This is a genomic window from Fictibacillus iocasae (assembly GCF_042665465.1).
Classification (GTDB): domain Bacteria; phylum Bacillota; class Bacilli; order Bacillales; family Fictibacillaceae; genus Fictibacillus; species Fictibacillus iocasae.
The window spans coordinates 162,203-187,528 of the sequence record NZ_JBHTCP010000002.1 but is presented as its reverse complement, the minus strand read 5'-3'; the positions used below and the strand labels follow the sequence as shown (position 1 = coordinate 187,528).

The window sequence follows — 25,326 nt, the reverse complement described above, 5'->3', positions numbered from 1 at the left end:
CGCGTTTTTGTTTTATGCATCTGTTTCAACAGCAAGATCGGCTGTGCAGCATTGACACTTTCTTGCGCGAAGAGGAATCTGTGAAAGGCAGTACGGACATTCTTTTGTATCCGGTTCTTTCACTTCTTCTTGTTTTTTAAAACGGTTCACTTGTTTAACAACTAGAAATATAACAACCGCAATAATAAGGAAGTTGATTAAGCTGTTGAAGAACAGCCCGTAATTGATGGTAGCCGCACCTGCTTTTTGCGCTTCGGCAAGAGAACTGTAGCCTTTACCGCTCAGGTTCACGTACAGGTTGCTGAAATCCACTTTCCCTAGCAGCAGCCCTATCGGCGGCATGATGACATCCTCTACAAGCGACGTGACAATTTTTGAAAAGGCAGCTCCAATGATGACACCCACTGCCAGGTCAATCACGTTCCCTCTCATAATAAATGTTTTAAATTCTTGCCACATGTTTGAAAGAGCTCCTTTCTTAAGCCATGTTACTGTCTATTTTACATAAAAAGCTGTGAATGACAAATCCCATTAAGATTCCAATTTATTCTTGTATGGTCTCCATATTTAAAAGAAATACCTCTTTTTTTAAAAATAGGCTTATTCCTATAGTCATCCGCCCAATCGCCTAACTTGTACGGTGTATATGTTAGGGGTGTAGAGATGAAGGAGGTGTAAGGGATGGGAACTAAAGGTTGCGGTTATGGCCACGGCTTCGCTTTGATCATTGTGTTGTTCATCTTGTTAATCATTATCGGTGCTTGCTGGTGCGGATACTAATCCACTGAATGCTTTTGCTTTTATTTAAAGAACTGAATGCAAGCTGCATGCGTTCGTCACGCCCGCTTCAAACCTTCTTAAAAAAAAGCACTGCACGAAGAGCGGCAACTCCCATACGATGACACAGCGGAAAACCCTCTTTCAATCTGAAAGAGGGTTTTCCGCGTCTTTTTTTTTTGGGGGGTTTGGTTTTTTGGGGTCCGGTACACTTCTCGCTAAGAGGCGTCACTTTGCAGAAAGAAGGAAATCGTACCGGACCCCTCATTATTTTTATTTTTTTTTGTTGACCCTAACGTTACGTGATGATTTACGATACATATATGGAGGTGAGTGACATGTATAAAGTCAAGGAAATGGCTGTTTTATCAGGTGTGAGTGTCCGGACGCTTCATCATTATGATGAAATCGGCTTGCTTGTTCCTGACTCTTCCTCAGCTTCGGGATACCGTCTTTATTCCAAATCGAATCTGGAGCGTTTGCAGCAAATTTTATTCTTTAAAGAACTCGGATTTGGCCTGCTGCAGATCAAAGAGATTTTAGATCAGCCTGGTTTTGACCGAAAAGAAGCGATGATATCGCATAAAGAGCTTCTTTTAAAGAAAAAAGAACGGCTTGAAAACATTATTAAAACGGTGGATAAGACCATTCGATCCATTGAAGGAGGAACAACTATGAAAGAAAAGGAAATGTTCGACAGCTTTAGCATGGAAGATATTCGAAAGCACGAAGAAAAATATAAAGAAGAAGTGCGAAAGAAATACGATAAAACCATCGTAGCCGAATCAGAAAAAAAGACACAGCAATACAGCAAAGAAGATTGGGCTCGTATTCAGGCTAAAAGCGATGAAATTTATCGCACCCTAGCTTCTCGTATGGATCACGGTCCTGATGACGAAGTAGTTCAGCAAGTGATCGCTAAATGGCGACAGCTGATCACTGATCACTTTTATGAGTGCACGCTTGATATTTTTCGCGGCCTTGGTGATTTGTATGTGGATGATCCGCGATTCACAAAGAATATTGATAAACACAAAAAAGGACTTGCCGCTTTTATGAGAGATGCCATGCACATTTATTGTGACCGTCAATCCAACTAAATGCATAAGACCGCTTCAAGTGTCCGTTCAAAAGATAACGGCACACATTGAAGCGGTCTTTTTAATGCTTACTTCTTAACCTGCAAATAAGCTGCGCGCACTTAGCGGTTGAACCGTTTGCAGTTTACCTGAAAGTGCTGCTGCATCCTCGATCATGGCGCTTGCTGTCGGCAGTTTACCGGCGCCAGCACCCTTGATGGTCACTGTGCCCGCGAGACTGGCGGTGATCGCGACTGCATTCAGCACGCCATCCACACTGTACAGCGGATGGTCTTCGCTTAGCAAGACAGGCTTGATGCTTGCAGCAACACCGTGCTCGGTCATTTCGGCGCTTACAAGATGCCTATAGCGCTGACCTGCCTTCTTCGCTTTTTGGATATCCTCTAACGTAATGCGTGTAATACCCTCTACCCCTGATACAGACAAATCTGGCTTTTCACCAAACGCGAGTTCACTGAGAATAAGCAGCTTATTTAAAGCATCATATCCTTCCACATCATTTTCCGGATCCGCTTCAGCATAGCCTTTTTCTTGTGACAGCTTTAGCGCGGCTTCAAACGTATAATTCTCTTCTCTCATCAATGTCAAAATATAATTGGATGTGCCGTTGAGGATGCCTTCAATCCGGCTGATCTTGTTCACTCTCAACAGTTCCTTGATCGTCCTGATGACGGGTGCGCCCCCAGCGGTCGTCGCCTCGAACCCTACCGTTACTCCTTTCCGGCTGGCTTCCTGCTGCAGAGAATTTCCATGCTGTGCAAAAAGTACTTTATTGGCCGTCACGATGTGGCATCCTTTCGCAATAGACTGCTTTAAATAACCTAATGCCGGCTCAACTCCGACAATGGCTTCAAATACTATCTGCAAGTCGGGTATAGAAAGAATGTCATTAAAGTTATCCGTCAACAGCTCACGCGGCACCCCTGGCCGTTCTTTTGTTATATCTTTAACAAGAACAGCTTCAACGGAAACACTTGCTCCCAGCAGCTTTTTTAACTGTTCACTATGTGTCTGGATTGCTTCATAAACACCTTGCCCGACCGTGCCGAACCCGAGAAGTGCTGCTTTTATAACCGTCATTCGTACCCCCTTATGTGCTGGGGTCCGGTACCATTTACCGAGAATGCTTCCAATTCAATCTTCTTATCAAATGGTACCGGACCCCGACTTTTAGTTTTCAAGCGCTTCTGAAACATAACCGCCCCAGCGGTCGTATTCCGTTAGGAACCCGTCATGCCCGAACAAGGTCTCAACGTGAAAATAATGTCCCGATTTAACTGTACTTGCACAAGCACGGAGCACATCTGGGTCATAAAGCAAATCGCCTTCAAATCCGAACGCATAAAACTCTGCTTGTATCGTGTTAGATGCTTGTTCCCAGCCGCCCCGCCCTGCTCCAATATCGTGTGCATTCATCGCATACAGCAATGATAAATAGCTGTTAGCGTCGAATCGTTTAGCCAGCTTCTCTCCTTGATAATTCAAATACGATTCCACTTGATAATATGGTCTTTCACCGTCATCTGCTTCTTCACGGCGGAACCGTCCGTCAAACAGAGCAGGGGTCCGGTACGTGACAAGTCCAGCCATACGTGCGATTTCAAGACCTTTCAGCACAGCACCTTCTGTATAATCACCGCCGTTGAACGCAGGATCGTTGCAGATGGCCGTGATGCCGATCCTGTTAAACGCGATGCCGTAATCGCTCAAATATGGTGATGACGCAAAAACAAACAGCTTTTTCATGAATGAAGGATACATCACTCCCCATTCAAACACTTGCATGCCGCCTAGCGAACCGCCCATCACCGCGAATAGTTCTGAAATACCGAGGACTTCAAGCGCTTTTTTCTGAGCTCTTACCATGTCCCTTACAGAAATGTGAGGAAAATCAGCTCGATACGTCTGTCCCGACTTTTTACAAACCGACCGTGGTCCCGTCGACCCGCTGCAACCGCCAAGAACATTAAACGTCAATACTCTGTATCGCGAGGTGTCTACATATTGACCACTCCCGATCAGCCCTGCCCACCAGCCAGGTTCTTTTTCGGTTCCTACCGCATACTGGCTGCCGGTAAGCGCATGGCATACAAGAATGACCGGACCGGTTGTACTGCCTGCGCTCTCATACGCAAGCTCAACATCATCAAGCTGTTTTCCGCTTTCGAGAAGAATGCTGCCAATTTTCACTTTCCGAATGGTCACATCAGGCGCCTGGACTGAGCTTTTCAAGTTCACGGGCTTTCAACTCTCTTCGCAAAATTTTTCCTGATATCTTCGTTTTCGGCAGCTCTTCTACTACCTCTATCTCTCGCGGTGCTGAGTGAGCAGCCAATTCACTGCGAACGAATTTCCGCACCTCTTCTTTCAGCTCAGGAGTATCAGCGAATCCTTTTTTCAGCACGATGAACGCTTTCACGATTTCTCCTCTTACAGGATCGGGCTTGCCGATCACGCCAGCCTCAGCAACAGCCGGATGTTCGATCAGCTTGCTCTCGACCTCAAACGGTCCGATCCTCTCTCCTGATGAATTGATCATGTCATCACTGCGACCTTGGAAAAAGAGATATCCTTTTTCATCCATCACAGCAAGATCACCAGAAACGTACCAGTTCTCATACGGAAAATACGTTTTATACTTCTCTTCGTTCTGCCAAACCTCTTTCATGATTGCCGGCCATGGAGCTTTGACTGCCAGATGCCCGAGAGCACCTCTAGGAAGTTCTTTACCAAAATCATCAAGAACAGCGGCTTCAATGCCTGGAAACGGCCTTCCCATCGATCCAGGCTTGATCACTTCTGACGGCAGATTCACGATAAGCTGAGCTCCTGTTTCCGTCATCCACCATGTGTCGTGAATGCGAAGGCCAAGCACATCGGCACCCCAATATATCACTTCCGGATTAAGCGGCTCACCGACACTTAAAATATGACGCAAGCGGGAGAGATCATATTTTCGGGGCAGCTCATCGCCTTCAGCCTTCAGCATGCGAAACGCGGTCGGCGCACTGTACCAGACGGTCACACCCGTTTTTTCAAGTGTTTCATACCACTGTTCAGCACTGAATCTTCCGCCGTGAATGACGACTGTGGCACCATTTAAAAGCGGTGCAAATACGCCATACACTGTGCCCGTCACCCAGCCAGGATGCGCCGTGCACCAATACACATCATCCTCGTTTAAATCAAGCACCCAGCGTCCTGTCTGATATTGCTGCACCATCGCACGGTGAGCGTGGATAATGCCTTTAGGTTTTCCTGTTGAGCCGCTCGTATAATGGATGTTTAGTCCATGATCGACCTCAACCCATTCCAGAACAGATGAGGTATCAAGCGGCTTTTGCAGTTCTTCGAGCAGCGATATGTCTCTTTCTTCGCCTTTTCCGTCCGTTAAAAAGACGGTCGTTAAGTGCGGCAGTTCTTCACGAGGAACGCGGGTAAGAAGCTCACTATCTGTAATCAAAAACTTTCCTTCACAGTCCCCGATCCGGTCGCGCACCGCGTCAGTCATGAACGCTTCGAACAGCGGTCCTGCTACTGCGCCAAGCTTGATTGCCGCGAGCATCGCGATATGACAGTCAGGATGTTTTGGCAAAAAGATAAACACAAAGTCGCCTTTTTTCACACCATGCTTTTTTAACACGGCCGCCAGCTGATCGGTCCGCTCTTTCAATTCGCGGTAGCTGATTTTCCATTCTTCCCTTTCATTAATAAAGTGCAGCGCTGTTTTCCCACCGCGCCCTTCTACCACATGCCTGTCAGCGCACTCATACGCCATGTTCACACGATTCTCTGAATATCCTTTGAACCGTTTCTCTACTGCCTCCCACGAAAAATTGCTTCGCCCTCCATCTTTTTCAAGGTTGCTGAAAACATCAGCAGGCTGTAAGTTTGTTGCCGTCATCTATTTAGTCCGCCTCCTGCCCTGCTTACATCCAATAAATTTAATATGTTCGATTTTCTTTCTGCCAGCTCCACACTGCCGCGCTGACGGGGCTTTTGAATATCCAGAATAATCTCTGCATACTGCTCTCCCGGCTGACCTTTTAACACGAAAATCCGGTCACATAAATAGAGCGCTTCATCAATATCGTGCGTCACGAGCACCATCGTCGTCTTTCGCTCTTCCCATAGCGACAGCAGCAAGTCTTGCAGCTGCATTTTCGTGAAAGCATCGAGCGCGCTGAATGGCTCATCAAGCAATAAAACAGACGGGTTCGTGATCAGCGCGCGTGCAATCGCCGTGCGCTGTGCCATGCCGCCGCTCAAATCTTTCGGGTATTGCTCTTCAAACCCAGTCAGTCCGACCAAGTCGATAAACTGCTGCACTTCCTTAGACTGCTCTTCTTTATTTTTCAAACCAAATGCGATGTTTTCTCTTACGTTCAGCCACGGCATCAGCCTTGGCTCTTGAAACATCATGCCAGGCTGTTTGCCATTGTTGTTGGCATTCCTCAATTTCCCTGTATAGTTGGGATCAAGTCCGGCAAGCACCCTGAGCAGCGTGCTTTTGCCGCAGCCGCTCGTTCCGAGGATGCCGATCACCTCGCTGTCTTGGACAGTAAAGCTGATGTTGCGAAAGCCAGCGCTTCCGTCATTGAACACTCTCTCAAGCTGCTGTACAGCCAGCATCACAGACCCTCCTTACCCTTGGTTTGCTAGATTATCTTGATAATGCAATGCCTTCTTTTCTGCTAGTTTTAACAGTGAATCGGTTCCTTTTCCCAGCAAAGCAAACAATAATATACTGGCAATGACCACATCAGGTGAGTACGTGTTCTGCCCTTCAACTAGCAAGTAGCCGAGACCCTTGCTTGCACCCATTAATTCTGCCGCTACCACGAACATCCAGCCGACACCAAGCCCGCTTCTCACACCTGTTATAAAGCTAGGGAGCGAGGACGGAAGGATAATTCTTCTCACAATCTGAAAGCTCGTAAACTGATAAATTCGCCCCACTTCAATCAGCTTTCGATCAACGCCTTGAATGCCTGATACGGTGTTCAGGTAGACCGGAAAAAACACTCCCACGGCGATCAGCACGATTTTGGACGTTTCACCAATTCCCATCCAAAGAATAAATAAGGGAACCCACGCGAGTGATGGAATCGAGCGGAATGCCTGAAGCAGCGAATCGAGAAGCTGCTCGGCAAGCCGCCAGTAGCCGACAAGCGATCCAATAACAAGAGCGCTCGCCGTACCAATGGCAAATCCGATGAACACTCGATATAACGTGATTCCTATATGACCATAAAGCGTTCCTTCAGCTACCATTGCCGCTACTCTCTCAAGTACAGCGCTTGGTGCAGGAAGAAGATGAGCTTCAAACAGCCCTCTTGAACTCGCAATCTCCCATCCTGCAAGAAGAAGGACCGGGATGATCAGCCCGAGCCAGCTTCCTTGCCACTTCCAGCCTGCCATTGCCAACGGCTGCTTCCTTTTTCTAGCTGCCGTTTGCCAAACCTCCGTTTTACTAGCCATCATGAATCCTCCTGACTATTTCACAGCCCTTTTCGCGTATGACGGATTGATTAGCTCATTAACAAGCTTTTCAATGTCAGCATTTGGACTGATTACTTTTTCGGCTTTCAGCACCTCTCCAGCGGCGGAAATCGCCTGAATTTGATCATCTCCTGGTATCGGCTGTTCAAAATTGTTGCGTTCAAGCTGTTTTCTTGCGACATCTAGTGAAAGCCCGGATTCTTTTGATAAAATTTCTGCTGCTTCATCCGGGTTTTTATCCGTCCACTTTCTAGCTTTTTCATAAAGAGCGATCACTTTTTCCACGTATTCTGGATAATTCTCTGCGAACGCTGAACGGACGTTCAAAGTGCCATACGTGTTAAATTCTGGGTTGCGGTATAAAAATTCGCCGCCCGACTCTAATTCCACCTTAGCCATATGCGGGTCAAGCCCTGCCCAGGCATCCACTTGCCCGGTAAGAAGCGCGTTTGCGCCATCCTGATGCTGCAGGTTCACAATCTCCACATCACTCGAGCTTAGACCTTCCTCTTGCAATGCTCGCAGAAGGAAGATATAAGGATCTGTACCAATGGTGGCGGCTATCTTTTTGCCTTTTAAGTCTTTGACGGAAGAAATGGAGCTGCTTTTTGTGACGAGAGCCGTCCATTCTGGCTGAGAGAAGATGTAGACCGACTCGATCGGGGCGCCCTTAGACTTGGCGATAAAAGCGGCAGCGCCTGCCGTTGAGCCGAAATCGACGCTTTTAGAATTCAAGAACTCAAGTGCCTTGTTGCTGCCCTGGCTCTGCACCCACTCTACCTTAATACCTTCTTTCTTTAACTCCTTTTCAGCCCAGCCAAACTTCTTCAAAACAAGGCTTGTTGGTGAATAATAGGCATAATCCAGTTTAATCGTCTTCGGTTTTTCATCCCCGCCGCTTGCTTTGTCTGAGCATCCTGCGAGCAGGAAGGCTGCCGCCGCAGTCAGCAGCAGCTGTTTTCCCCATTTTTTCATGATCTCTCTCCTTTTCTCTCTGCTTACACTTCACAAGCGTACGTGGCGATCGTTCCACGCAGCCGTTGTGCTTCTTTATATGTGCAGCGATTATGAACAACATCGATTCCAGCATCTTTGGCTATGGATGCTGCTTCTGGAGAAATAACGCCTTCCTGCAGCCAGAACACTTTCGGCTGAACGAGGACCGCTTCCTTCGCCAGTTCGATTGCCGCTTCAGGGCTTCTAAAGATCTGCACAACATCGAGCGGAAATGGAACAGATTTGAGATCTGGATACGCTTTTTCTCCAAGAACTTCAGTTTCTCCCGGATTTACGGGTACAATTTTATAGCCGAGGCGCTGCATTTTACGTGCCAGCCTGTGGCTAGGCCGTGCAGGATTGGAGCTTAGCCCGACAACCGCGAGCGTTTTCGGCCGCTGAATTTCCTGGCCGTTTTCGGTCGCTCGATAGATCGGCGATTGAAGCGCCCAGCGGATCACGCCCTCATCATTCACGGCCACTTCCGCTTTTTCATTCCCATTAAAAGAAGTTCCCGTTGCAATCTGGATCGCACGATCAAGATCGTTCGTCAAATCTTTCACCGACTCAAGGCCGATGGAAAGCCTGATCAGTTCTTCTGTTACGCCCGTTGTCTTGAGTTCGTCGGCACCGAGCTGCTGATGTGTCGTTGACGCTGGATGGATGATCAATGATTTGGCATCACCGACGTTTGCGACATGCGACCAGAGCGCGATGTTATCGATGACTTTCTTGCCGGCTTCTCTACCGCCTTTTATCCCGAAGTTCACGATAGAGCCGAAGCCATTGCGCAAATATTTTTGTGCAAGAGAGTGAGCTCCATGCGTGGTAAGGCCTGGGTAGGACACCCAATCCACCGCAGGATGCTTCTCTAAATACCGTGCGACTTCAAGCGCATTTTTTGTATGCTTTTCTACACGAAGGTGCAGCGTTTCCAAGCCTTGCAATAAGAGAAACGCGTTTTGCGGGCTTAAGCATGCACCAAAGTCGCGCAGCAGCTGAACGCGCAATTTTGCGCTGTACGCCAATGTTCCGAAGTCTGTTGCATAACGGATGCCGTTATAGCTTTTATCCGGCTCCGTAAAGCCTGGAAACTTTTCGCTGTTCCAGTTAAAGCGGCCGCCATCAACGACCACGCCGCCTATCGCGGTGCCGTGTCCGCCGATCCATTTTGTCGCCGAATGTACGACGATATCGGCACCCCAGCTGAGCGGCTTGCAAAGGTAAGGTGTCGCGAATGTACTGTCGACGATGAGCGGAATTCCGTTTTCATGTGCGATATCCGCAACAGCTTCAATATCGAGGACATTCAAACTTGGATTGCCGATCACCTCACCGAATATGGCCTTCGTCTTTGGTGTGATGGCTGTGCGGAAATTTTCGGGATCCGACGCATCAACGAACCTTACATTGATTCCGTATTTAGGAAGCGTGATGGCAAACAAATTGTACGTGCCTCCATAAAGATTGGATGCTGCGACAATTTCGTCACCTGCGTGAGCGAGGTTGAAGATCGCAAGCGATATCGCCGCCATTCCGGAAGAGGTAGCAACCGCCGCTACTCCGTCTTCAAGAAGAGCGATTCGTTTCTCGAACACATCGACCGTCGGGTTGCCGATACGGGAATAAATGTTGCCAGGCTCATCGAGCGCAAATAAGCTTTGTGCGTGATCGGTATCATGAAACACATATGACGTTGTCTGGTAAATCGGAACCGCCCGTGAACCTGTCGTCGGATCGGGAGACTGTCCCCCATGCAAAAGCACCGTTTCAATATCATAGCTGTCAAAAGAATTAGCCACTATAATCTCTCCTTTTTATCATTTAAATTTTATTATCCCTATGCGAAAACTACGGATTAAAGTATAAGAAGCTCCTTTCCTTCTGTTTGTGTTTTTAAAATTCCGGAAGAATGTATACAAAGATGGTGTGTAACATGAGGTTTATGAAGAGGGCATATAAAAAACCCTCTTCATAAGAAGAGGGTTATGTAGAATCCTCCTCTTATCTTCCAGACTTGTGTCTGTAGGATGTAGCACCTTTTTAAACTGCTGTTTAAAGGTTGCCGGGCTTCATAGGGCCTATTCCCTCCGCCGCTCTGGATAAGAGTTGCTATTTAAATGTGTGGTGGTGATAAAAACATTTTATTGCTTGAAATGGATTATATGACAGCAACATTCAATCCGTCAACACATTTTCAGAAAATTATATTATTTCAAGCACACAGGCATGATCAAAATAGCTTAATAGCGGGAACTTTTAGCAGAAAAAAATATTTTCACCAATTGTGTGAGGGGTACGGTACTTCTCTCCACATTCCTTTAAATCACGCCGTTCGTAAAAATATGTACCGTACCCCCAAACCTTAATATTCACAAAAAAACCACACACTCGCCGTTCAGGCAGGTGTGTGGTTTTCGTCGACCATAACAATGATCTTCCCGTCGATCAATGCGGTTGTGTACTTTTCTGCTTCTTCTTCTGATAAGTCCTGCTCAAGCAGCACCTCTTTAAAATCTTTTTCATCATGTGTGAACATGGATGCAAATGGTCCTGCTGCGAGCAGCGGGCCGACACCCGGTACGCCTAATCCCGGGACTGCAATGCCTCCACCGATGCCTGCAAGAAAACCGGCAATCGTTCCATAGGTCGCGTTGTCTAAATCGTCCTCTACTACACGCTTTTCAATTACATGAGTCTGGTCAGCTATAGATGAGAGCGTATCATCATCTTTCGCTACTATCGAGATATGCTGGGATTCATACCCTCGATGTATCATTTCTTTAATGGCGCTGACAGCTTCTCTTTCTGTTTCGTAGGCGCCTGTGATGTGTCTTTTCATTGTTATCCCTCCTATGGGTGCATCTCTATCTTATTATGTACCCTGCTTGGTGAGGTCTAAACTACATGGATTCCTTACTTCTGATCGAACCACCCTTTTCGCTTGAACCATAAAAACATCGACATGCCGATCAGCACCATAAAGCCTACTGCCGCAAAATAGCCGTAACGATAATGCAGCTCCGGCATATGGGAAAAATTCATACCGTAAATTCCGGCAATAAAGGTCAGCGGCATGAAAATGGTCGTTATGACGGTCAGTGTCTTCATGATGGTGTTCATCCTATGTGAACTAAGTGAAATATAATTGTCCCGAATATCTGAAGTCATCTCTCTTATGGAGTCGAGCGTTTCAGATAGTTTTATCAGATGATCGTAAATATCGTGAAAATATGCTTTTCGTTTGTCGCTGATCGTGATCCGCTTGGACTCTAGCATCCTGTACAGCAGCTCTCTCATAGGAACAATCGTTTTACGCAGACGGAGAACCTCTCCTCTTATATCAAAGAGTTCGTTGATCAGCTTCGGCTTTTCCAGTTCCAGCTCATCATCAAGCGCCAGCACGGTATCTTCCATTCTGTGTAAAATGGGAAAATACGTGTCCACTAGTTTATCCATCACTTTATATAAAATTTGCATCGGGTTCATTTGGTCAGGTTTCTTTGTTTTCTTCACATACTCATAAACGTAGTCCAGTTCCTTCAGGTTAGTCTGATGAAACGAAACGATGAAATTCGCTCCAAAAAACACATCCACTTCCTCTGCTTTTAGTGTCTGCTCATTTATGGCATGAACAACCAAAAATTGATGGTCTTCATAATACTCCAGCTTCGGACGCTGCAGCTCGTTTAAGCAGTCCTCTACAGCGAGCGGATGAAAGTGGAAGAACTCCAGCAGCAAGGATGCCTCTTCTGGAGTTGGCTCTGAGATATCCACCCAAAACCATTTTATCTCCTGGTTCATTATTTGTTCCATCGGCAGATCGAACAGCAAATCCTTCTCTTTTTTTGCAACGATTCTAATCATGATAATCCCCTCACCTCAAAGCTTCATCCCTATTATAGTATATCCTTCCCACACGAGGCATTTATGAAAGAACAGATTTTGCTGTATACTGTGGTCATGATTATGGTTTAATTTAAGTTCTTTTAAGATTTCTTCTTCGAAGTGGTTGATCTCCGTTACAGGTGCATGCTTTCCGCGGGGCGTGGCGTAAAGCAGGGTTCTTTGACTTATTCTACTGCGGTCAACTTTTTCAAATATGGATTCAAAGTTGATGATTGAACAAGTCTTTGTAGTCAATTCTAAAATAAAAAGATGGGTAAGAATCAGGCATTGAAAAAGATTTTAAACGATGTTCAGCAACATTTTTTCATAAAAATAACGATCGGAAGTGTGTTCATTGTTTGATAAAACTTTACTTCAGATGAATACGGTGTTCATCTCGATTTTAATAGAATCACTGCCATTCGTATTGATTGGCGTTTTCTTGGCAGGCATTATTCAGATGTTTGTGAGTGAGCAGATGGTCGCACGCATCATGCCAAAGAACCGGGTGCTTGCCGTCTTGATGGCTACCATTCTAGGCGCACTGTTTCCCGCATGCGAGTGCGGCATCATCCCGATCGTCCGGCGGCTCGTCTCCAAGGGTGTTCCAATGTATGCGGGAATCGCCTTTATGCTCACAGGGCCTGTAATCAACCCAGTCGTCCTATTTTCTACATACGTGGCGTTCGGAAATTCTTGGGACATGATGATCTACCGCGGTGGTCTCGCGATGCTGGTTGCCGCGCTTGTCGGCATCATTCTTTCCTATCAATTTAAGAACGAGCCATTATTGCTCCATCCTGTCACTACAAGCCAAAGTACTGCGAACGTGCCGTTTGGCCGAAAGCTGCTCGGTACACTCACTCATGCTGTGGACGAATTTTTTTCGGTTGGAAAGTATTTGGTGATTGGTGCGTTGGTCGCGGCCGCGATGCAGACATACATCCAAACATCCACCCTGCTTGAAATCGGCCAGAGCGAAGCCGCTTCTTCACTTGTGATGATGGGACTCGCTTTCGTGCTGTCGCTTTGTTCAGAGGCGGACGCTTTTATCGCCTCTTCCTTCCAAACGACCTTTTCTACAGGATCACTCGTCGCGTTCCTTGTATACGGACCGATGCTTGATGTAAAAAATACGCTCATGATGCTTGGCACCTTTAAGAAGCGCCTTGTAATCAGCATTATCACCTACGTAACATTGCTCGTATTTGTTGGTTCATTATTCTTTTAGAGGAGGTGTGTACGATGTTTCGAATTTTCATATTGCTCGGCTATACGTTTTTGTTCATGCATTTGCACGCCACAGGTGACATCAGCAAATACATTAACATGAAATATGCGTATATTTCTTTTTCTGCTATCTTTTTTCTCGGTCTGCTCATGCTTGTCCAGTTCTATATTTATGGTAAAGGTGACCGATCAGAAGAGCACTGCGATTCGCCAGACTGCGGGCATGACCACGATCACGAGAAAAAGCCTGGCTGGCGTTCCCTGCTCGTTAACACCGTCCTGCTGATTCCTGTCGCTGCAGGTCTTTTTCTCCCAGTAGCCACACTAGACTCTCAAACAGTGAAAACAAAAGGATTTGCGTTTAAAGGCGTTGAAAATGAAGGAGATTTTGGAGAGCATCAATTCTTGAAACCTGACTTGAGCGTCTATTATGGAGAGGAAGGCTACGAAAACATCATCGGCAAAGAAAAGAAAGCCTTTGAAAACAAGGACACCATCCTTTTAAACGAAAAAGACTACTTAAAAGGGCTAGAGCTGATCTATTACGCTCCAGGTGAATTTATTGGCAAAGACATACAGATGCATGGCTTTACGTTTAACAGCAACGAGCTGAGAAACAAAAGACAGGTATTTCTGCTTCGTTTCGGCATCATTCACTGTGTCGCTGATTCAGGTGTGTTCGGCATGCTGATCGAATTTCCGGACGACGTTAACTTTAAAGATGACGAATGGATTGAAGTAAAAGGAAAAATCTCCGAAATGTATTACCAGCCATTTAAAGCTGCAATACCGTACGTCAAAGTTAGCAGCTGGAAAACGACATCAAAACCAAAGGATCCGTACGTTTACAGGAATTAGAGCATAACTCCCATACAAGCCATTGTGCCGATTGCTTGCAATGCTATAAACAACGCAAAAGGCTGATTCTCTTCCTTCCGAGAATCAGCCTTTTGCATAACCTGAAGCTGCCAGGTTTGTTTCATGTTATTCCGCTTTCGCACCGTTTAAATGGTTTTGTATTTTATCGCCATTCTTTCCAAAAGCGTCGGTCACGTTCCAATACTTCTTGTCTTTATCACTGTATCCATTCAATTCAACATCCAAGTCATGAAAGATGCGGTGCAAATAACGCAATGACATCGTATCCTCATAATGAATCGTGACAAGCATCAATGCACGTGCACGGTCCATATCATTCCATACATTCGACTCAGCAAATCCTTTTTCACGCAGCCAGACAATATCCTCCTTAAGCTCAATCCATCCTGTACTGGTTTGAACATAGTCAGCCTTGAACACATCCGCTCCGCCAAATCCAACCAAGTTGTTCAAATATGAATGCTGTTTTGAAATAATGTTCAGCACCTCATTTTCCGCACCTTCTTGAAAGACTGCGGCTTCCTTATATGTACGGTCTTTCAGATTCTGTAGAAAATTCATTTCGCCTTGAACCGCTGCAGAAACTGGCTCATCCGCCTTTTCTTTCACCTTCTTTTCCAGCTTGTTTTCTTGATGAAAGGTTGCTTGAAAAAGTGAACCATCGTTTATGGCCGCCATCACCCCAAATACGGCGGCTGCAGCAAAGACCAGACTTGCATAGATGAATAGTATTTTCTTTTTGTTGCCAGCGAGCTTCAAGTTGACTCCCCCTTATCCTCTATTTCACTATACCATATTTGGTAATATTAGGGTCATCCTGCTTTTAGCCGCTGCACGTCATCATTTAATATAATGAACAAGAAGAAGAAAACCGCCCACATGCATTGGGCGGCTTCTTCTACTTTTTTAACTCCGTATACACGACAAGTCTCTCTTCATGTGTACGTGCTTTTTTGTTAAATTCTCCTGTGCACGTGATCAAGTTTAAGTTTCTCTGATACGAGAATCCGAAAATATCTTCAATCGGAGCTTCTTTTCTAGGAAAGCTTTTTTTGCCGGTTACAATGAATGTTCTCGATGTACCGCTTTTATCTTTCACGATGACTTCGTCGCCTTTTTTGAGCTTACCAAGATCGAAAAAGACGGCTGGACCCGTTTTGCTGTCCACATGTCCTGCCAAGACTGAGCTGCCTCGGTCGCCTGGCTTTGTTCCCGGCTCAAACCAGCCAACACCGTCAACGTTCTGCGGCACTCCCATTTGTCCATTATCAAGCTCTCCAACGTTTTCAACGGGGGCATCCACACCGATTGCTGGAATGACAATCGACACAGGCACGATTCCCAGGTTCTCTTCCTTAAGAGCATCAGGCGGGGACAAAGGGGCAGAAGATGAGTCAATCGCTTCGCTGGATTCTATTTTTTCACTGACGCTCTTTATCCGCGCTTCTGGCTTCTCTCCACCATCATTGCAAGCTGTCAGCAGCATCAGTGCTGCGGCTGCGGCCGCTGCCATCCCTGTTTTCCTCATGTTCATCACCACCTGATTTCTCTTTAGTTAGTCTTTAGTTAGTTAGTCGACTTTCGACGGATAATAAGTGCAGACAGGATGCCTGCAAGTGCCATCGCCATGAGGGACCCCATCACAATGCCTTTTGTGCTGTTTTCCTCACTCATACCGCCCATTCCAGTTTTCGGCATGTCACCAGGCATTTTGCCAGCGAACTTTTCTGGGTGCTGGTCAACGATCGCTGTTGACAGTCCCTTACCTACTTCAAACATATGTGCATATGCTTCACGCACCGTTGGATACGTTGTCGCATAATCCTGCGCCACGTAGCTGTCAAAAGCTTTCACCAGTTCGTCAATGTGCATTTTAAGCCCTGCCTCAAGATCTGCAGCTTTTAAGCGTCCTTCTGTCGCTGTTTCCAGGAACTTTGCCTGCTCAGCACGGTACTTGTCCAGTTCTGCCAATGCTTGTTTCTTGCCTTCTTCATCCTTCGCTCCGGTTGCTTTTACATAATCAACAAAATAACCAATATGCGAGCTCCAGATTTCTTTAAATGCGGCTCCGCCTTCTTCGCCGTATACAGAAGTGATGGCAGCTGAAAGGTCATCTGTGTTCTCTCCTAACGCGCCGGCTGCCGCTTCAAAATCTTTCGCACCGTCCGCCCCTTTTTGCATGGCTAAGATGGCAAGTGCCGCATGCTCAGATAAAAGGTGGTTGAGGTCTGCGCGAAGGTCTGCTGCCGGTGTGTCAACAGATTTGCTGTCAAAGTTTTGCGGGAATTGATCCGTGATTGCCCACGATAATCCTTTACCGACTCCATACATGTGATGAACCGATTCTCTTACACTATCATACGTTTTCTCAAAATCTCCTGCTACATAGCTATCAAACGCCCAGACGAGCTGGTTAATGTGAACCTTCAATCCTTCTTCCAGTTCCTTCGCCTTTAAACGGCTTTCTGTTGCTTTATCAAGAAACGCTGCCTGCTCCACACGGTAGTTGTCCAGATCAGCTAACGCTTTTTTCTTTGCTTCTTCATCTTTTGCGCCTGTTGCTTTAACATATTCAACAAAATATCCAATGTGGCTGCTCCAAATTTCTTTAAACGCGGCTCCGCCTTCTTCACCGTAAACCGATGCGACCGCTTTGCTTAAGTCTTCTGTGTTTTGGTTCAGCGCACCGGCGGCTGCTTCAAAATCACCTTTGCCGTCAGCCCCTTTTTGCATTGCCACAACCGCTAGGTAAGCGTGCTCGGAAAGAAGAGCATCAAGTGCTGCACGTAAATCAACCGCTTTGTTGGATACCTCTAAAGATCCTGCGGCATGATTCCCTGAGTGACTTCCGCCGTGGCCGTTCGCGCTTGCGATGCCTGCTGTCGGGATTAAGAGAGAAAGGCTGAGTGGAATCGCAACCAATGATTTCTTCATTTTCATTCTAAACACTCCTTTTATTTTTGTAGATTCATATAAGCTAACGGACATCTGCCTAAAATGGATCACACAAAAGAAAAAAAAGTGATGTTTTTTGTCACATTAAAGAATAAAACCCTGCAGCGGCAAGGTTTTAGACGAGGCGATTTTCATTTAAATGGTGCAAAACCTGCTTTAAATGGGCGAATGTGTTGCGGTTGCCTGCAGGGAGTTCATAGCCTGAGCTTACCATTTGTGCAGACACCTTTGGCTTAATTCCACTTAAGTATACATCCGTACCTACAAGTTTGAGAGAACTGATCAAGTGCCTCAGCTCATTTACGAGCGTGTCATTCATCGCCGTAATCGATGTTAAATCAATAATCAAATGCTCTAATCCGAATTCGACCGATTTTTGCAAAGTATGATCTGTGTTAAACGACACATGCCCTTTTCCAGAAGCCGGATGAAGAGGCAGAACTCCAATTCCATCCATCACCGGAATAATATTTGCTGCCAGGTCATCAATGATTTGCTCTAATTTTTCTTCGTTTTCAATGTAGGTTGTCACTTCCATAAACTCGACAAGACCGCCAATACGCTTTTCGCCCTCATACAGAAACTTAGTCTGCGCGTTAAAGACTCTTCGTTTCCCTTCCCAAACATACTCAATATTATCTTTACGCAGTTCTTCCCCTTTTTCCATGGATAAAGACAGGAAACGTCTGTACCCTGGAACACGTGAGAGAAATTCGTCGATATGAACGCCGATCGCGTCATGTCGGTCAATTTTTAGCAGTTCTTCACATTTCTTATTTACGAAAATCGTTATGTAATTGTCATCAATCATATAAATGCCGTTGTCTATCCTATCCAGTGCCTGAGCAAGCATTCTTTGTGTTCCCCTTTGCACAAATTGTTTTACAGATACTGTTATTATTTGTGAAAAAGAGTAGAATGTCCACCTAAAATGCTTGATCACTTTTTCGACAGCATAATGAAAACCCGCTCACCAATAAGTGCGTACCCCTTTTTGTTCGGATGAAGCTGATCAGAGAAGTACACTTCTTTTTGTTTTCCTCTAAATAAATCATCTGTCGCGATGAACGTGACAGCAGGATAAGCCACTGCCGCCTTTTTCGTTTCATTGTTCCATTCTTGAATCACCTTCTCCACTTTCTCTTGTTTCTCATTTTCTTTCACAGGGTTATATAATCCAATGATATAAATGGGCACGTTCCGCTGGTTGTTCTCTACCTTCTTAAAAGCAGCTATCATATTACGCACAAACTGCATCTTGGCTTTTTCTATTTTCCGTTCATCTAGATTTTGAAGGTCATCCGTCGCTTTCAGCAGGTCATTCGTGCCGATATTAACAAGCAGAATATCGCTTTCCTTTACTTCGTCGAGAAAATCTCCTCGGTTCAGCCGTTTCAGCATATCACTGCTCGTGTCACCAGGCACACCAAAGTCTTTCAGTTCCAGCGTCCTTCCTGTCGCCTTTTCATAACGGAATTTCACATCACCGATGTAACCTGCGCCCTCCTCATCTCCCACTCCAAATGCAAGAGAATCTCCAATAGCCGTCAGCTCGGTTTCGTCTTGATCCTTCAGTTCAGATTGCCCAAACGTAATATACGACAGCAAAACGGCAGGCAGGTTTCCTTTTACCGTTAAAAGTGTGATGCCGCCGATTAATAGAATTGCGCTTGCTGTGATTAACAAAGCTGTCTTTTTCATAACGCCCCTCCGCTTCTTTCAAGTATTAACAAAATACCCATGTAAACAGCTGGCTAATCATCGTTACTATCGAGTTTCTAATATTCTAAATAGAAATTTTTCAATTCATGATGTTTGATGCAGGAAATTCGTCCTAATTTTGGAATATATAGAATATTCGATATATTTTTATCGGACAACTACTATAAAAGGGGGTAACATATTGTCTGCTTGGAACTTATATTTAGCGGAACTCGCTAAATTAAAAGCAAAAAAGGGATTGATCATCTCGGTCATCGCGGTTCTTCTTGTTCCACTCGTTTACGCACTTATCATTCTTTCTCCAACTTGGGGACCGTATGACAATCTCTCCAACCTTCCAGTCGCCGTCGTGAACAGCGACAAAGGAGCCATGTCAGGAGATGAGCCAATCAATGTCGGGAAAGACTTAGTGGCTGATCTGAAGAAAAGCAAAAGCCTTGGCTGGGATTTCGTTACAGCAAAACAGGCTGAATCAGGTCTTAAAAACCAGAAATATTATATGGTGATTGAGATTCCTGAGGATTTTTCGTCTCGAACAGCATCTGTAATGGATGAAAATCCGCAAAAACCAGAACTACGTTATACCCAAAATGAAGGCTTAAGCTTCATGGCGGCTCAGGTCACCAAAAAGGCGACTGAACAGATTCGTGAACAGCTCTCCAACAAAATCACAGAAACGTACACAAAAAATTTGTTCACGAACCTTGGCGGTGTATCCTCCGGTTTTCAATCCGCTTATGAAGGCGCTGATAAAATTTCCGGTGGAACAGGTGAGCTCCATGACGGCACGAGCAAGATGCTTGAGTCACTGACCGCAAAATCTGCTGACATCTCCAAGCTCGCTGATGGAACAACAAAACTCAGTTCCGGCCTACGCGACCTTTTAAACGGCTTGCAGACGAAAGCAGGAGATATCTCCAAGCTTGCGGCAGGAACAACAGAGCTGGAAAATGGCACCTCTAAGCTGCTTCAATCCCTTCAGGCTAAATCGAAGGATGTAGCCGCGTTAAATGAGGGAGCTGTGAAGGTTCAAAACGGCGCCTCCTCCTTATCGGCTGGAACGGCACAAGTGCTGTCAGGCTTGCAAAGCGCGCAAAAAGGCACGAGCGATTTGAGTAAGGGATTGAAGGAAGAGCTCGCACCGGGCAGCCAAAAAGTAGCGGATGGAGTAGCCGCTGTTGATGCGGCTGTTATCCCATTGACAGCTGGCTCACAAGGTGTGACAGCTGCGCTTAAAGACATGCTTGCCAAAAATCCTGCGCTAGGCAGTGATCCAAACTTCTTAAAGCTGCTCGGTACAAGTCAGGCAGTTTCTGAAGGATTAACAAAGTTATCTGCACAAACACCCGTTTTAAAGGGAGGAGCTGCATTAGTCGCTGGCGGAGCTGCAAAGGCAGCTGCCGGTTCAGAGGCTCTTAATCAAGGTATGGGGACTTTAGTTGCCGGGCAGACACAAGTTAACAGTGGCGCAGCTGCTCTTGCAGAGGGCTCCAAGCTTGTAGCAGGCGGAACAAACAGCATCAATAACGGCTGGGGTACGATTACTCAAGGTGTATCTTCCCTAAAAGACGGTGCTGGAAAAATTGAAGACGGCAACCGTTCGGTTGAAAGCGGATGGGGTACGATGACATCTGGTGTCACACAGCTTCATTCGGGTGCTGTTCAAATCAATGACGGCAACCAGTCTGTTAATAAAGGCTGGACAGAATTAACAGATGGCGTCACGAAGCTGGATGATGGTGCCGGCAAGCTGAACGATGGCAGCTTGCAGCTTGCAGATGGATTAAAAAACGGAGCGGACGACACAAGCAAGCTTAATGTGAGTGATCAGACGATCTCCATGTTCTCATCTCCACTTGAAGTCAAAGGCGAAGAGATCAATAAGCTTCCGTTCTACCGTGATTCAAACGCACCTTATATTCTTTCACTCGCACTGTTCGTAGGCATTCTTCTAATGTCGTTCGTTATCGATTTCAAGAAGCCTGCTGTGATGGCTGCTAACGGCTTCAGCTGGTTCTTTGGAAAAGCGATGCAGCTCGGCACACTCGCTGTCCTGCAAGCGGTACTCGTTTCAATCACGATGCTGACGTTTTTAAACTACGAAATTGAAAGCGGTTTCTTGTTTGTCTTGTTTGCCATATTCGTCAGTTTGACATTCTTGGCCATTGTTCTTTTCTTGGTCGTGCTTGCTGGAAACATCGGCAGACTGGCCGCTCTTGCTTTGATCGTCATGCAGCTCTCTACGACAGGATCCAACCTTCCGATCGACATGCTGCCTGAGAATCTGCGCAACTTGAGCGTCTACTTGCCGCTTACCTATTCAAACGCTGGATTCCGCTCTTTGATTACATTGAACGATTACAGCTACTTGTGGAACAACGCTATGGTTCTACTAGGATTCCTGATTCTTTTCACACTGCTCTCACTTGCCGTATTCGTTGTTCAATACAACAGAAACACCGATTCTCAGCCTGAATTGAACTAGCATACGTACACCGGGGTCCGGTACTCTTCTCATTGAAGGCCTATTGCGACAGGCATATTGAAGAAGAGTACCGGACCCCGACTATTGGAAGGCTTTCTTAAAGTACAAAATAAGAGACGAGACAACGCACAGCGTTTTGTCTCGTCTCTTTCTATTTATCTATCAATCTCTCTTACATTGTTGCGGCAGCACCGGGTGCACGTTTATCTTTATTCATCAAATAATATTGTAGTCCGAGCATACCGGCAAATGCAGCGAGTCCAATCCCGCTCCAAATGCCATCTGGATAGATCAGCAGCAGACCGGCGGCCAATGCCCCAGCCCGTTCAATCAAGTTCAGCTTGCGCATCCAGTATCCAATCATTCCTGCCCCAATCGCAATCATTCCCACAAATGCAGTAAAGATGACCCATGCCGCTTCTCCCCAGGATGTATCTATGAGCATCAGCTCAGGAGAGATAACGAACACATATGGAATGATGAACGCGGCAATAGCTAGCTTCGCCGATATTACACCTGTCCGTATCGGTTCAGCTCCTGCCACACCGGCTGCTGCAAACGCCGCCAGCGCGACCGGCGGGGTGATATCTGCAATAATCCCAAAATAGAACACGAACATATGAACAGACAGCTCCGGCACCGAGAACATGAGGAGCGCCGGCGCAGCGATCGTTGATGTGATCACATAATTAGCCGTTGTCGGCGAACCCATTCCAAGAACAAGCGAAGCGATCATCGTCAGCACCAGCGTCGGAATCAAGTAGCCGCCTGAAAGCTCAAGCAGTCCATTCGCAAGCTTTAAACCAACACCTGTCACCGTAACTACTCCAACAATGATACCTGCAGCAGCGGTTGCAGCCGCTACCCCGAGCGCGGAACGGGCTCCGTCGGCCAGTGTCTCGGCGAGCTGCTTCGGTCCCATGCGTGTTTCTTTATTGATCATCCCGACAAGCACGGCACTCACGATCGACCAAAGTGCCGCTTTCGTGATGCTCATGCCTGACATGAGCAAGAATACGACAACGACAATAGGAATGAGCAAGTACAGCTTTTTCAGCACTTCTTTTTTATCAGGAATCTCATGTTTTTCTAACCCTCTAAGCCCAATCCGTTTCGCTTCAAAGTGCGTCATGATCCAAATACCTGCAAAGTACAAGATAGCTGGAATGGCCGCTGCTTTGGCGATCTCCCAATAGGAAACTCCAATAAACTCGACCATCAAAAACGCCGCCGCTCCCATAACAGGCGGCATGATCTGTCCTCCTGTTGAGGAAGCTGCCTCGACGGCACCGGCAAACTCTTTTTTATAACCGAGCCGCTTCATCATTGGAATGGTAAACGCGCCTGACGTTACAACGTTCGCGACTGAACTGCCGGAAATCGTTCCTTGCAGTGCACTTGAGAAAATCGCGACCTTCGCCGGCCCACCAATACGCCTTCCCGCGATAACAATCGACAGATCATTAAAGTATTCTCCCACCCCTGTTTTAATTAAGAATGCTCCGAATAGAAGAAACAAGAAGATATACGTCGCTGAAACGGCGAGCGGTGTTCCAAGGATTCCTTCTGTTGTAAAAAACATCGTCCGGATGATTCGCTCGATGGACAGTCCTTTATGCTCTAAAAATCCAGGCATATAAGGACCCAGGTACGCATATGCCAAAAAGATGGAAGCGATGACTGTAATCGGCATTCCGACGACACGCCTCGTCGCTTCTAGGACAAGCACAACAGCCAGCACCCCGATGATAAAGTCATTCATTGTCAGCCTTCCGACCCGCATGACGAGTTCGTCCATGAACACATACCAATAAGAACCTACGACCGCTGCCGAAGCTGCTAGCAGAAGGTCATACCAAGGCACGCGTTTCGTCCCAGAAGAGCTCCTTTTTTTTGAAGCCGGAAACAATAAAAAAATTAACGTGAGCGCAAATCCGAGGTGGACCGTGCGCTGAATCTGTGCAGGCAGTACGCCGAAAATAGCGGTGTAAAGCTGAAATAAAGAAAATAAAATAAGACCAGCCAGGGCGATCCAATATAATGGCCCTGCCAGTTTCCGGAATCCCGCTTCCGGATCATATTTCGCCGACAGTTCCTGCAGCTGCTGCTCTGTCATCTCCTGACTTGTTTTCAATGCTGCTCCCACCTTTCAAGATATTCCATAAATTGATTTTTCCGTATTGGATTCGAACCCAGGTGCCCGGTTTAACGATTGTGGAAAAATGCTTTTTTTCGCCTTTTACGATCAGCACATGATCCGCGATCACTCTTCCTGTCCGCAGATCAATATACGGAAACTCTCGGTTCATCCGATCAAGCACATACATGTCTTTAACCTTTCTAAACCGCTCCCCTTTTCCCGCGTTTTCCGGCATTCCCACACCAAAGTTTTTATAAGCGATGGACTTCTGAACAATGAATCCAGATTTCACTATATATGTTTCTATAACGGGTGTTCTATGAATGGAGTGTGTGTATTTAATTTGAAATCTATTGCTGCTGCCTAGCCCTTCATATGCTACAACTGAGCCCGATTGACCATCTTCAAACACCAAAGCCGGCCTGAAGGGAATGAATAGTACAGATGCCAGGGAACTGATGACTAAAGCATACAAAAGTAGTCTTTTCATAAGAAAGACATGGGCTAAAGAAAATCTTCAGCCCATGACCATGTCCTTTCTTTATTTAATGCCCTTTTCATCAAAATACTTTTTCGCACCCGGATGCAGCTCGATGCCCACTCCGTTCAGCGCGTTCTCGCCTTTAATGAGCTTTCCTTTGGCATGTGTAATCTTGCTTGTGTTCTCAAAGATAGCCTTAGTAATTTCATACACTGTGTCTTCGCTCAAATCCTTGCTCGCCACAAGCATCGACAAAACCGCTACTGTCTTCACTTCGGACTCTAGCTTATACGTGCCTGATTCAATCGTGTTTTCAATATAAAATTTGTGCTCGTCCATCAGTGCTTTGATTTTATCATCCGCGATTGGGAGGACCGTTACACCTTTGGAAGCCGACAGCGCTTCAACCGCTCCGGTTGGTGTTCCCGCTGTAATGAACGCAGCGTCAATGTTGCCGTCCTGTATACCTTCCGCTGACTCATCAAATGACAAGTGCTGCGCTTTAATATCATCCATTGTAATGCCGTGAACTTTCAAAATCTGCTCAGCATTCGCATATGTTCCGCTTCCTGGTGCTCCAACAGACACTTTTTTCCCCTTTAGATCATCCACTGACTTAATGCCAGAATCTTTAAGTGTGACAATCTGAACCGTTTCCGGATACAGTGTACCGATCGCCTGTATCTTATCAAGCTTGCCGTCCTTGAACATCTCTTTCCCTTCCGTGGCATAGCTTGCGATATCGGTCTGTGTGAAAGCAAGGTTTGCCTCACCGTCCTGGATGAGTGTCATATTTTCTACACTTGCTCCAGAAGCTTGAGAGCTCGTTTCGTAACCGGCATTGTCTTTTATGATTTTGGCCATTTCGCCGCCAAGCGGGTAATAGGTACCGCCGGTTCCGCCGGTCACGATGGAAATTTTCTCTGACTTTTCTTTACTGCCTGTCCCGTTCTCCGATCCCGCCGGTTTTGTCTCTACCTTTTCTCCGCACGCCGCCAAAGAAAACGCCAGCATACCTGTAAGAATTAATCCAAATCCCTTTTTCATAATAGCCTCCTCTTATGTAAATATTTACAATATTATGTTATCACAGTTATAATAATTTTCATAATTTTCTTTACATCGCGATAATAAAAAAACTTTCCTGAAAAATGCATATGCATCTTTAGAA

23 protein-coding genes and 1 riboswitch are annotated in these 25,326 nt (G+C 46.1%); of the genes, 5 read left to right on the top strand and 18 right to left on the bottom strand.

What is annotated here, in order from left to right; translation table 11 throughout:
• Positions 1–12 precede the first annotated feature (12 nt).
• Positions 13–459, bottom strand: a complete 447-nt coding sequence (gene mscL / locus ACFQPF_RS00825; protein ID WP_379745066.1) for a large conductance mechanosensitive channel protein MscL — start codon at positions 457–459, stop codon at positions 13–15.
• Between the two features lie 222 nt (positions 460–681).
• Here mscL and ACFQPF_RS00820 point away from each other — a divergent pair, with 222 nt between their 5' ends.
• Positions 682–780, top strand: coding sequence for a YjcZ family sporulation protein (locus ACFQPF_RS00820; RefSeq protein WP_379745063.1), 99 nt, complete (start codon positions 682–684; stop codon positions 778–780).
• A gap of 335 nt (positions 781–1,115) precedes the next feature.
• Positions 1,116–1,877, top strand: coding sequence for a MerR family transcriptional regulator (locus ACFQPF_RS00815; RefSeq protein ID WP_379745060.1), 762 nt, complete (start codon positions 1,116–1,118; stop codon positions 1,875–1,877).
• Between the two features lie 75 nt (positions 1,878–1,952).
• Here ACFQPF_RS00815 and ACFQPF_RS00810 read toward each other — a convergent pair whose 3' ends face one another.
• The 9 genes from ACFQPF_RS00810 to corA form a co-directional block, all read right to left on the bottom strand.
• Positions 1,953–2,957 carry a homoserine dehydrogenase gene (locus ACFQPF_RS00810; protein ID WP_379745057.1) on the bottom strand — a complete coding sequence of 335 codons (1,005 nt, stop codon included), beginning with the start codon at positions 2,955–2,957 and terminating at the stop codon, positions 1,953–1,955.
• 90 nt (positions 2,958–3,047) lie between these two features.
• The gene (gene metX / locus ACFQPF_RS00805) at positions 3,048–4,115 is read right to left on the bottom strand and encodes a homoserine O-acetyltransferase MetX (RefSeq protein WP_379745054.1); all 1,068 of its coding nucleotides are present in this window, start codon (positions 4,113–4,115) and stop codon (positions 3,048–3,050) included.
• A complete protein-coding gene (gene acsA / locus ACFQPF_RS00800; RefSeq protein ID WP_379745051.1) occupies positions 4,084–5,781 on the bottom strand; it encodes an acetate--CoA ligase in 1,698 nt (565 codons plus the stop codon). Before acsA ends, metX begins: the two co-directional genes overlap by 32 nt.
• Positions 5,778–6,509 (bottom strand): ABC transporter ATP-binding protein, encoded by a 732-nt coding sequence (locus ACFQPF_RS00795; RefSeq protein ID WP_379745048.1) that lies wholly within the window; start codon positions 6,507–6,509, stop codon positions 5,778–5,780. Before ACFQPF_RS00795 ends, acsA begins: the two co-directional genes overlap by 4 nt.
• 12 nt (positions 6,510–6,521) lie before the next feature.
• Complete coding sequence (locus ACFQPF_RS00790) at positions 6,522–7,298, bottom strand: ABC transporter permease (RefSeq protein WP_379745488.1); 777 nt, start codon at positions 7,296–7,298, stop codon at positions 6,522–6,524.
• A gap of 75 nt (positions 7,299–7,373) precedes the next feature.
• A complete protein-coding gene (locus ACFQPF_RS00785; RefSeq protein WP_379745045.1) occupies positions 7,374–8,354 on the bottom strand; it encodes an aliphatic sulfonate ABC transporter substrate-binding protein in 981 nt (326 codons plus the stop codon).
• A gap of 23 nt (positions 8,355–8,377) precedes the next feature.
• Complete coding sequence (locus ACFQPF_RS00780) at positions 8,378–10,177, bottom strand: PLP-dependent aspartate aminotransferase family protein (protein ID WP_379745042.1); 1,800 nt, start codon at positions 10,175–10,177, stop codon at positions 8,378–8,380.
• A gap of 199 nt (positions 10,178–10,376) precedes the next feature.
• Positions 10,377–10,484: riboswitch (SAM riboswitch) on the bottom strand.
• A gap of 289 nt (positions 10,485–10,773) precedes the next feature.
• On the bottom strand, positions 10,774–11,217 hold the full coding sequence (locus ACFQPF_RS00775; protein WP_379745039.1) for a general stress protein: 444 nt from the start codon (positions 11,215–11,217) through the stop codon (positions 10,774–10,776).
• 74 nt (positions 11,218–11,291) lie between these two features.
• A complete protein-coding gene (gene corA / locus ACFQPF_RS00770) occupies positions 11,292–12,242 on the bottom strand; it encodes a magnesium/cobalt transporter CorA (RefSeq protein ID WP_379745036.1) in 951 nt (316 codons plus the stop codon).
• Between the two features lie 400 nt (positions 12,243–12,642).
• Between corA and ACFQPF_RS00765 the strand changes: the two genes are divergently transcribed.
• Both ACFQPF_RS00765 and ACFQPF_RS00760 read left to right on the top strand, forming a co-directional pair.
• On the top strand, positions 12,643–13,494 hold the full coding sequence (locus ACFQPF_RS00765; protein WP_379745485.1) for a permease: 852 nt from the start codon (positions 12,643–12,645) through the stop codon (positions 13,492–13,494).
• Positions 13,495–13,508: 14 nt separating this feature from the next.
• Positions 13,509–14,351, top strand: coding sequence for a TIGR03943 family putative permease subunit (locus tag ACFQPF_RS00760; RefSeq protein WP_379745033.1), 843 nt, complete (start codon positions 13,509–13,511; stop codon positions 14,349–14,351).
• A gap of 126 nt (positions 14,352–14,477) precedes the next feature.
• Here ACFQPF_RS00760 and ACFQPF_RS00755 read toward each other — a convergent pair whose 3' ends face one another.
• The 5 genes from ACFQPF_RS00755 to ACFQPF_RS00735 form a co-directional block, all read right to left on the bottom strand.
• On the bottom strand, positions 14,478–15,131 hold the full coding sequence (locus tag ACFQPF_RS00755) for a hypothetical protein (protein ID WP_379745030.1): 654 nt from the start codon (positions 15,129–15,131) through the stop codon (positions 14,478–14,480).
• 139 nt (positions 15,132–15,270) lie between these two features.
• Positions 15,271–15,900, bottom strand: coding sequence for a class F sortase (locus ACFQPF_RS00750; RefSeq protein ID WP_379745027.1), 630 nt, complete (start codon positions 15,898–15,900; stop codon positions 15,271–15,273).
• Positions 15,901–15,938: 38 nt separating this feature from the next.
• Positions 15,939–17,312 (bottom strand): copper amine oxidase, encoded by a 1,374-nt coding sequence (locus ACFQPF_RS00745; protein ID WP_379745024.1) that lies wholly within the window; start codon positions 17,310–17,312, stop codon positions 15,939–15,941.
• A gap of 130 nt (positions 17,313–17,442) precedes the next feature.
• Positions 17,443–18,180 carry an STAS domain-containing protein gene (locus ACFQPF_RS00740; protein ID WP_379745021.1) on the bottom strand — a complete coding sequence of 246 codons (738 nt, stop codon included), beginning with the start codon at positions 18,178–18,180 and terminating at the stop codon, positions 17,443–17,445.
• An 86-nt stretch (positions 18,181–18,266) separates the two neighbouring features.
• A complete protein-coding gene (locus ACFQPF_RS00735) occupies positions 18,267–19,028 on the bottom strand; it encodes a GDSL-type esterase/lipase family protein (protein WP_379745018.1) in 762 nt (253 codons plus the stop codon).
• 202 nt (positions 19,029–19,230) lie between these two features.
• On the opposite strand from ACFQPF_RS00735, the gene ACFQPF_RS00730 reads away from it, so the two are divergent.
• Positions 19,231–21,534 carry a YhgE/Pip family protein gene (locus ACFQPF_RS00730; RefSeq protein ID WP_379745015.1) on the top strand — a complete coding sequence of 768 codons (2,304 nt, stop codon included), beginning with the start codon at positions 19,231–19,233 and terminating at the stop codon, positions 21,532–21,534.
• Between the two features lie 172 nt (positions 21,535–21,706).
• On the opposite strand, the gene ACFQPF_RS00725 is transcribed toward ACFQPF_RS00730, so the two are convergent.
• The 3 genes from ACFQPF_RS00725 to ACFQPF_RS00715 form a co-directional block, all read right to left on the bottom strand.
• A complete protein-coding gene (locus ACFQPF_RS00725) occupies positions 21,707–23,650 on the bottom strand; it encodes a TRAP transporter permease (protein ID WP_379745482.1) in 1,944 nt (647 codons plus the stop codon).
• Complete coding sequence (locus tag ACFQPF_RS00720) at positions 23,610–24,086, bottom strand: DUF1850 domain-containing protein (protein ID WP_379745012.1); 477 nt, start codon at positions 24,084–24,086, stop codon at positions 23,610–23,612. Before ACFQPF_RS00720 ends, ACFQPF_RS00725 begins: the two co-directional genes overlap by 41 nt.
• A gap of 129 nt (positions 24,087–24,215) precedes the next feature.
• Positions 24,216–25,205, bottom strand: a complete 990-nt coding sequence (locus ACFQPF_RS00715; RefSeq protein WP_379745479.1) for a TAXI family TRAP transporter solute-binding subunit — start codon at positions 25,203–25,205, stop codon at positions 24,216–24,218.
• Positions 25,206–25,326 lie beyond the last annotated feature (121 nt).

Coding starts and splice junctions, on each gene's coding strand:
- ACFQPF_RS00750 (WP_379745027.1), bottom strand. CDS start 15,900: ATGAGGAAAACAGGGATGGCAGCGGCCGCAGCCGCAGCACTGATGCTG.
- ACFQPF_RS00740 (WP_379745021.1), bottom strand. CDS start 18,180: ATGCTTGCTCAGGCACTGGATAGGATAGACAACGGCATTTATATGATT.
- ACFQPF_RS00795 (WP_379745048.1), bottom strand. CDS start 6,509: ATGCTGGCTGTACAGCAGCTTGAGAGAGTGTTCAATGACGGAAGCGCT.
- ACFQPF_RS00760 (WP_379745033.1), top strand. CDS start 13,509: ATGTTTCGAATTTTCATATTGCTCGGCTATACGTTTTTGTTCATGCAT.
- ACFQPF_RS00810 (WP_379745057.1), bottom strand. CDS start 2,957: ATGACGGTTATAAAAGCAGCACTTCTCGGGTTCGGCACGGTCGGGCAA.
- ACFQPF_RS00765 (WP_379745485.1), top strand. CDS start 12,643: ATGAATACGGTGTTCATCTCGATTTTAATAGAATCACTGCCATTCGTA.
- ACFQPF_RS00745 (WP_379745024.1), bottom strand. CDS start 17,312: ATGAAAATGAAGAAATCATTGGTTGCGATTCCACTCAGCCTTTCTCTC.
- corA (WP_379745036.1), bottom strand. CDS start 12,242: ATGATTAGAATCGTTGCAAAAAAAGAGAAGGATTTGCTGTTCGATCTG.
- ACFQPF_RS00785 (WP_379745045.1), bottom strand. CDS start 8,354: ATGAAAAAATGGGGAAAACAGCTGCTGCTGACTGCGGCGGCAGCCTTC.
- ACFQPF_RS00820 (WP_379745063.1), top strand. CDS start 682: ATGGGAACTAAAGGTTGCGGTTATGGCCACGGCTTCGCTTTGATCATT.
- ACFQPF_RS00775 (WP_379745039.1), bottom strand. CDS start 11,217: ATGAAAAGACACATCACAGGCGCCTACGAAACAGAAAGAGAAGCTGTC.
- ACFQPF_RS00725 (WP_379745482.1), bottom strand. CDS start 23,650: ATGACAGAGCAGCAGCTGCAGGAACTGTCGGCGAAATATGATCCGGAA.
- ACFQPF_RS00735 (WP_379745018.1), bottom strand. CDS start 19,028: ATGAAAAAGACAGCTTTGTTAATCACAGCAAGCGCAATTCTATTAATC.
- mscL (WP_379745066.1), bottom strand. CDS start 459: ATGTGGCAAGAATTTAAAACATTTATTATGAGAGGGAACGTGATTGAC.
- acsA (WP_379745051.1), bottom strand. CDS start 5,781: ATGACGGCAACAAACTTACAGCCTGCTGATGTTTTCAGCAACCTTGAA.
- ACFQPF_RS00815 (WP_379745060.1), top strand. CDS start 1,116: ATGTATAAAGTCAAGGAAATGGCTGTTTTATCAGGTGTGAGTGTCCGG.
- ACFQPF_RS00790 (WP_379745488.1), bottom strand. CDS start 7,298: ATGGCAGGCTGGAAGTGGCAAGGAAGCTGGCTCGGGCTGATCATCCCG.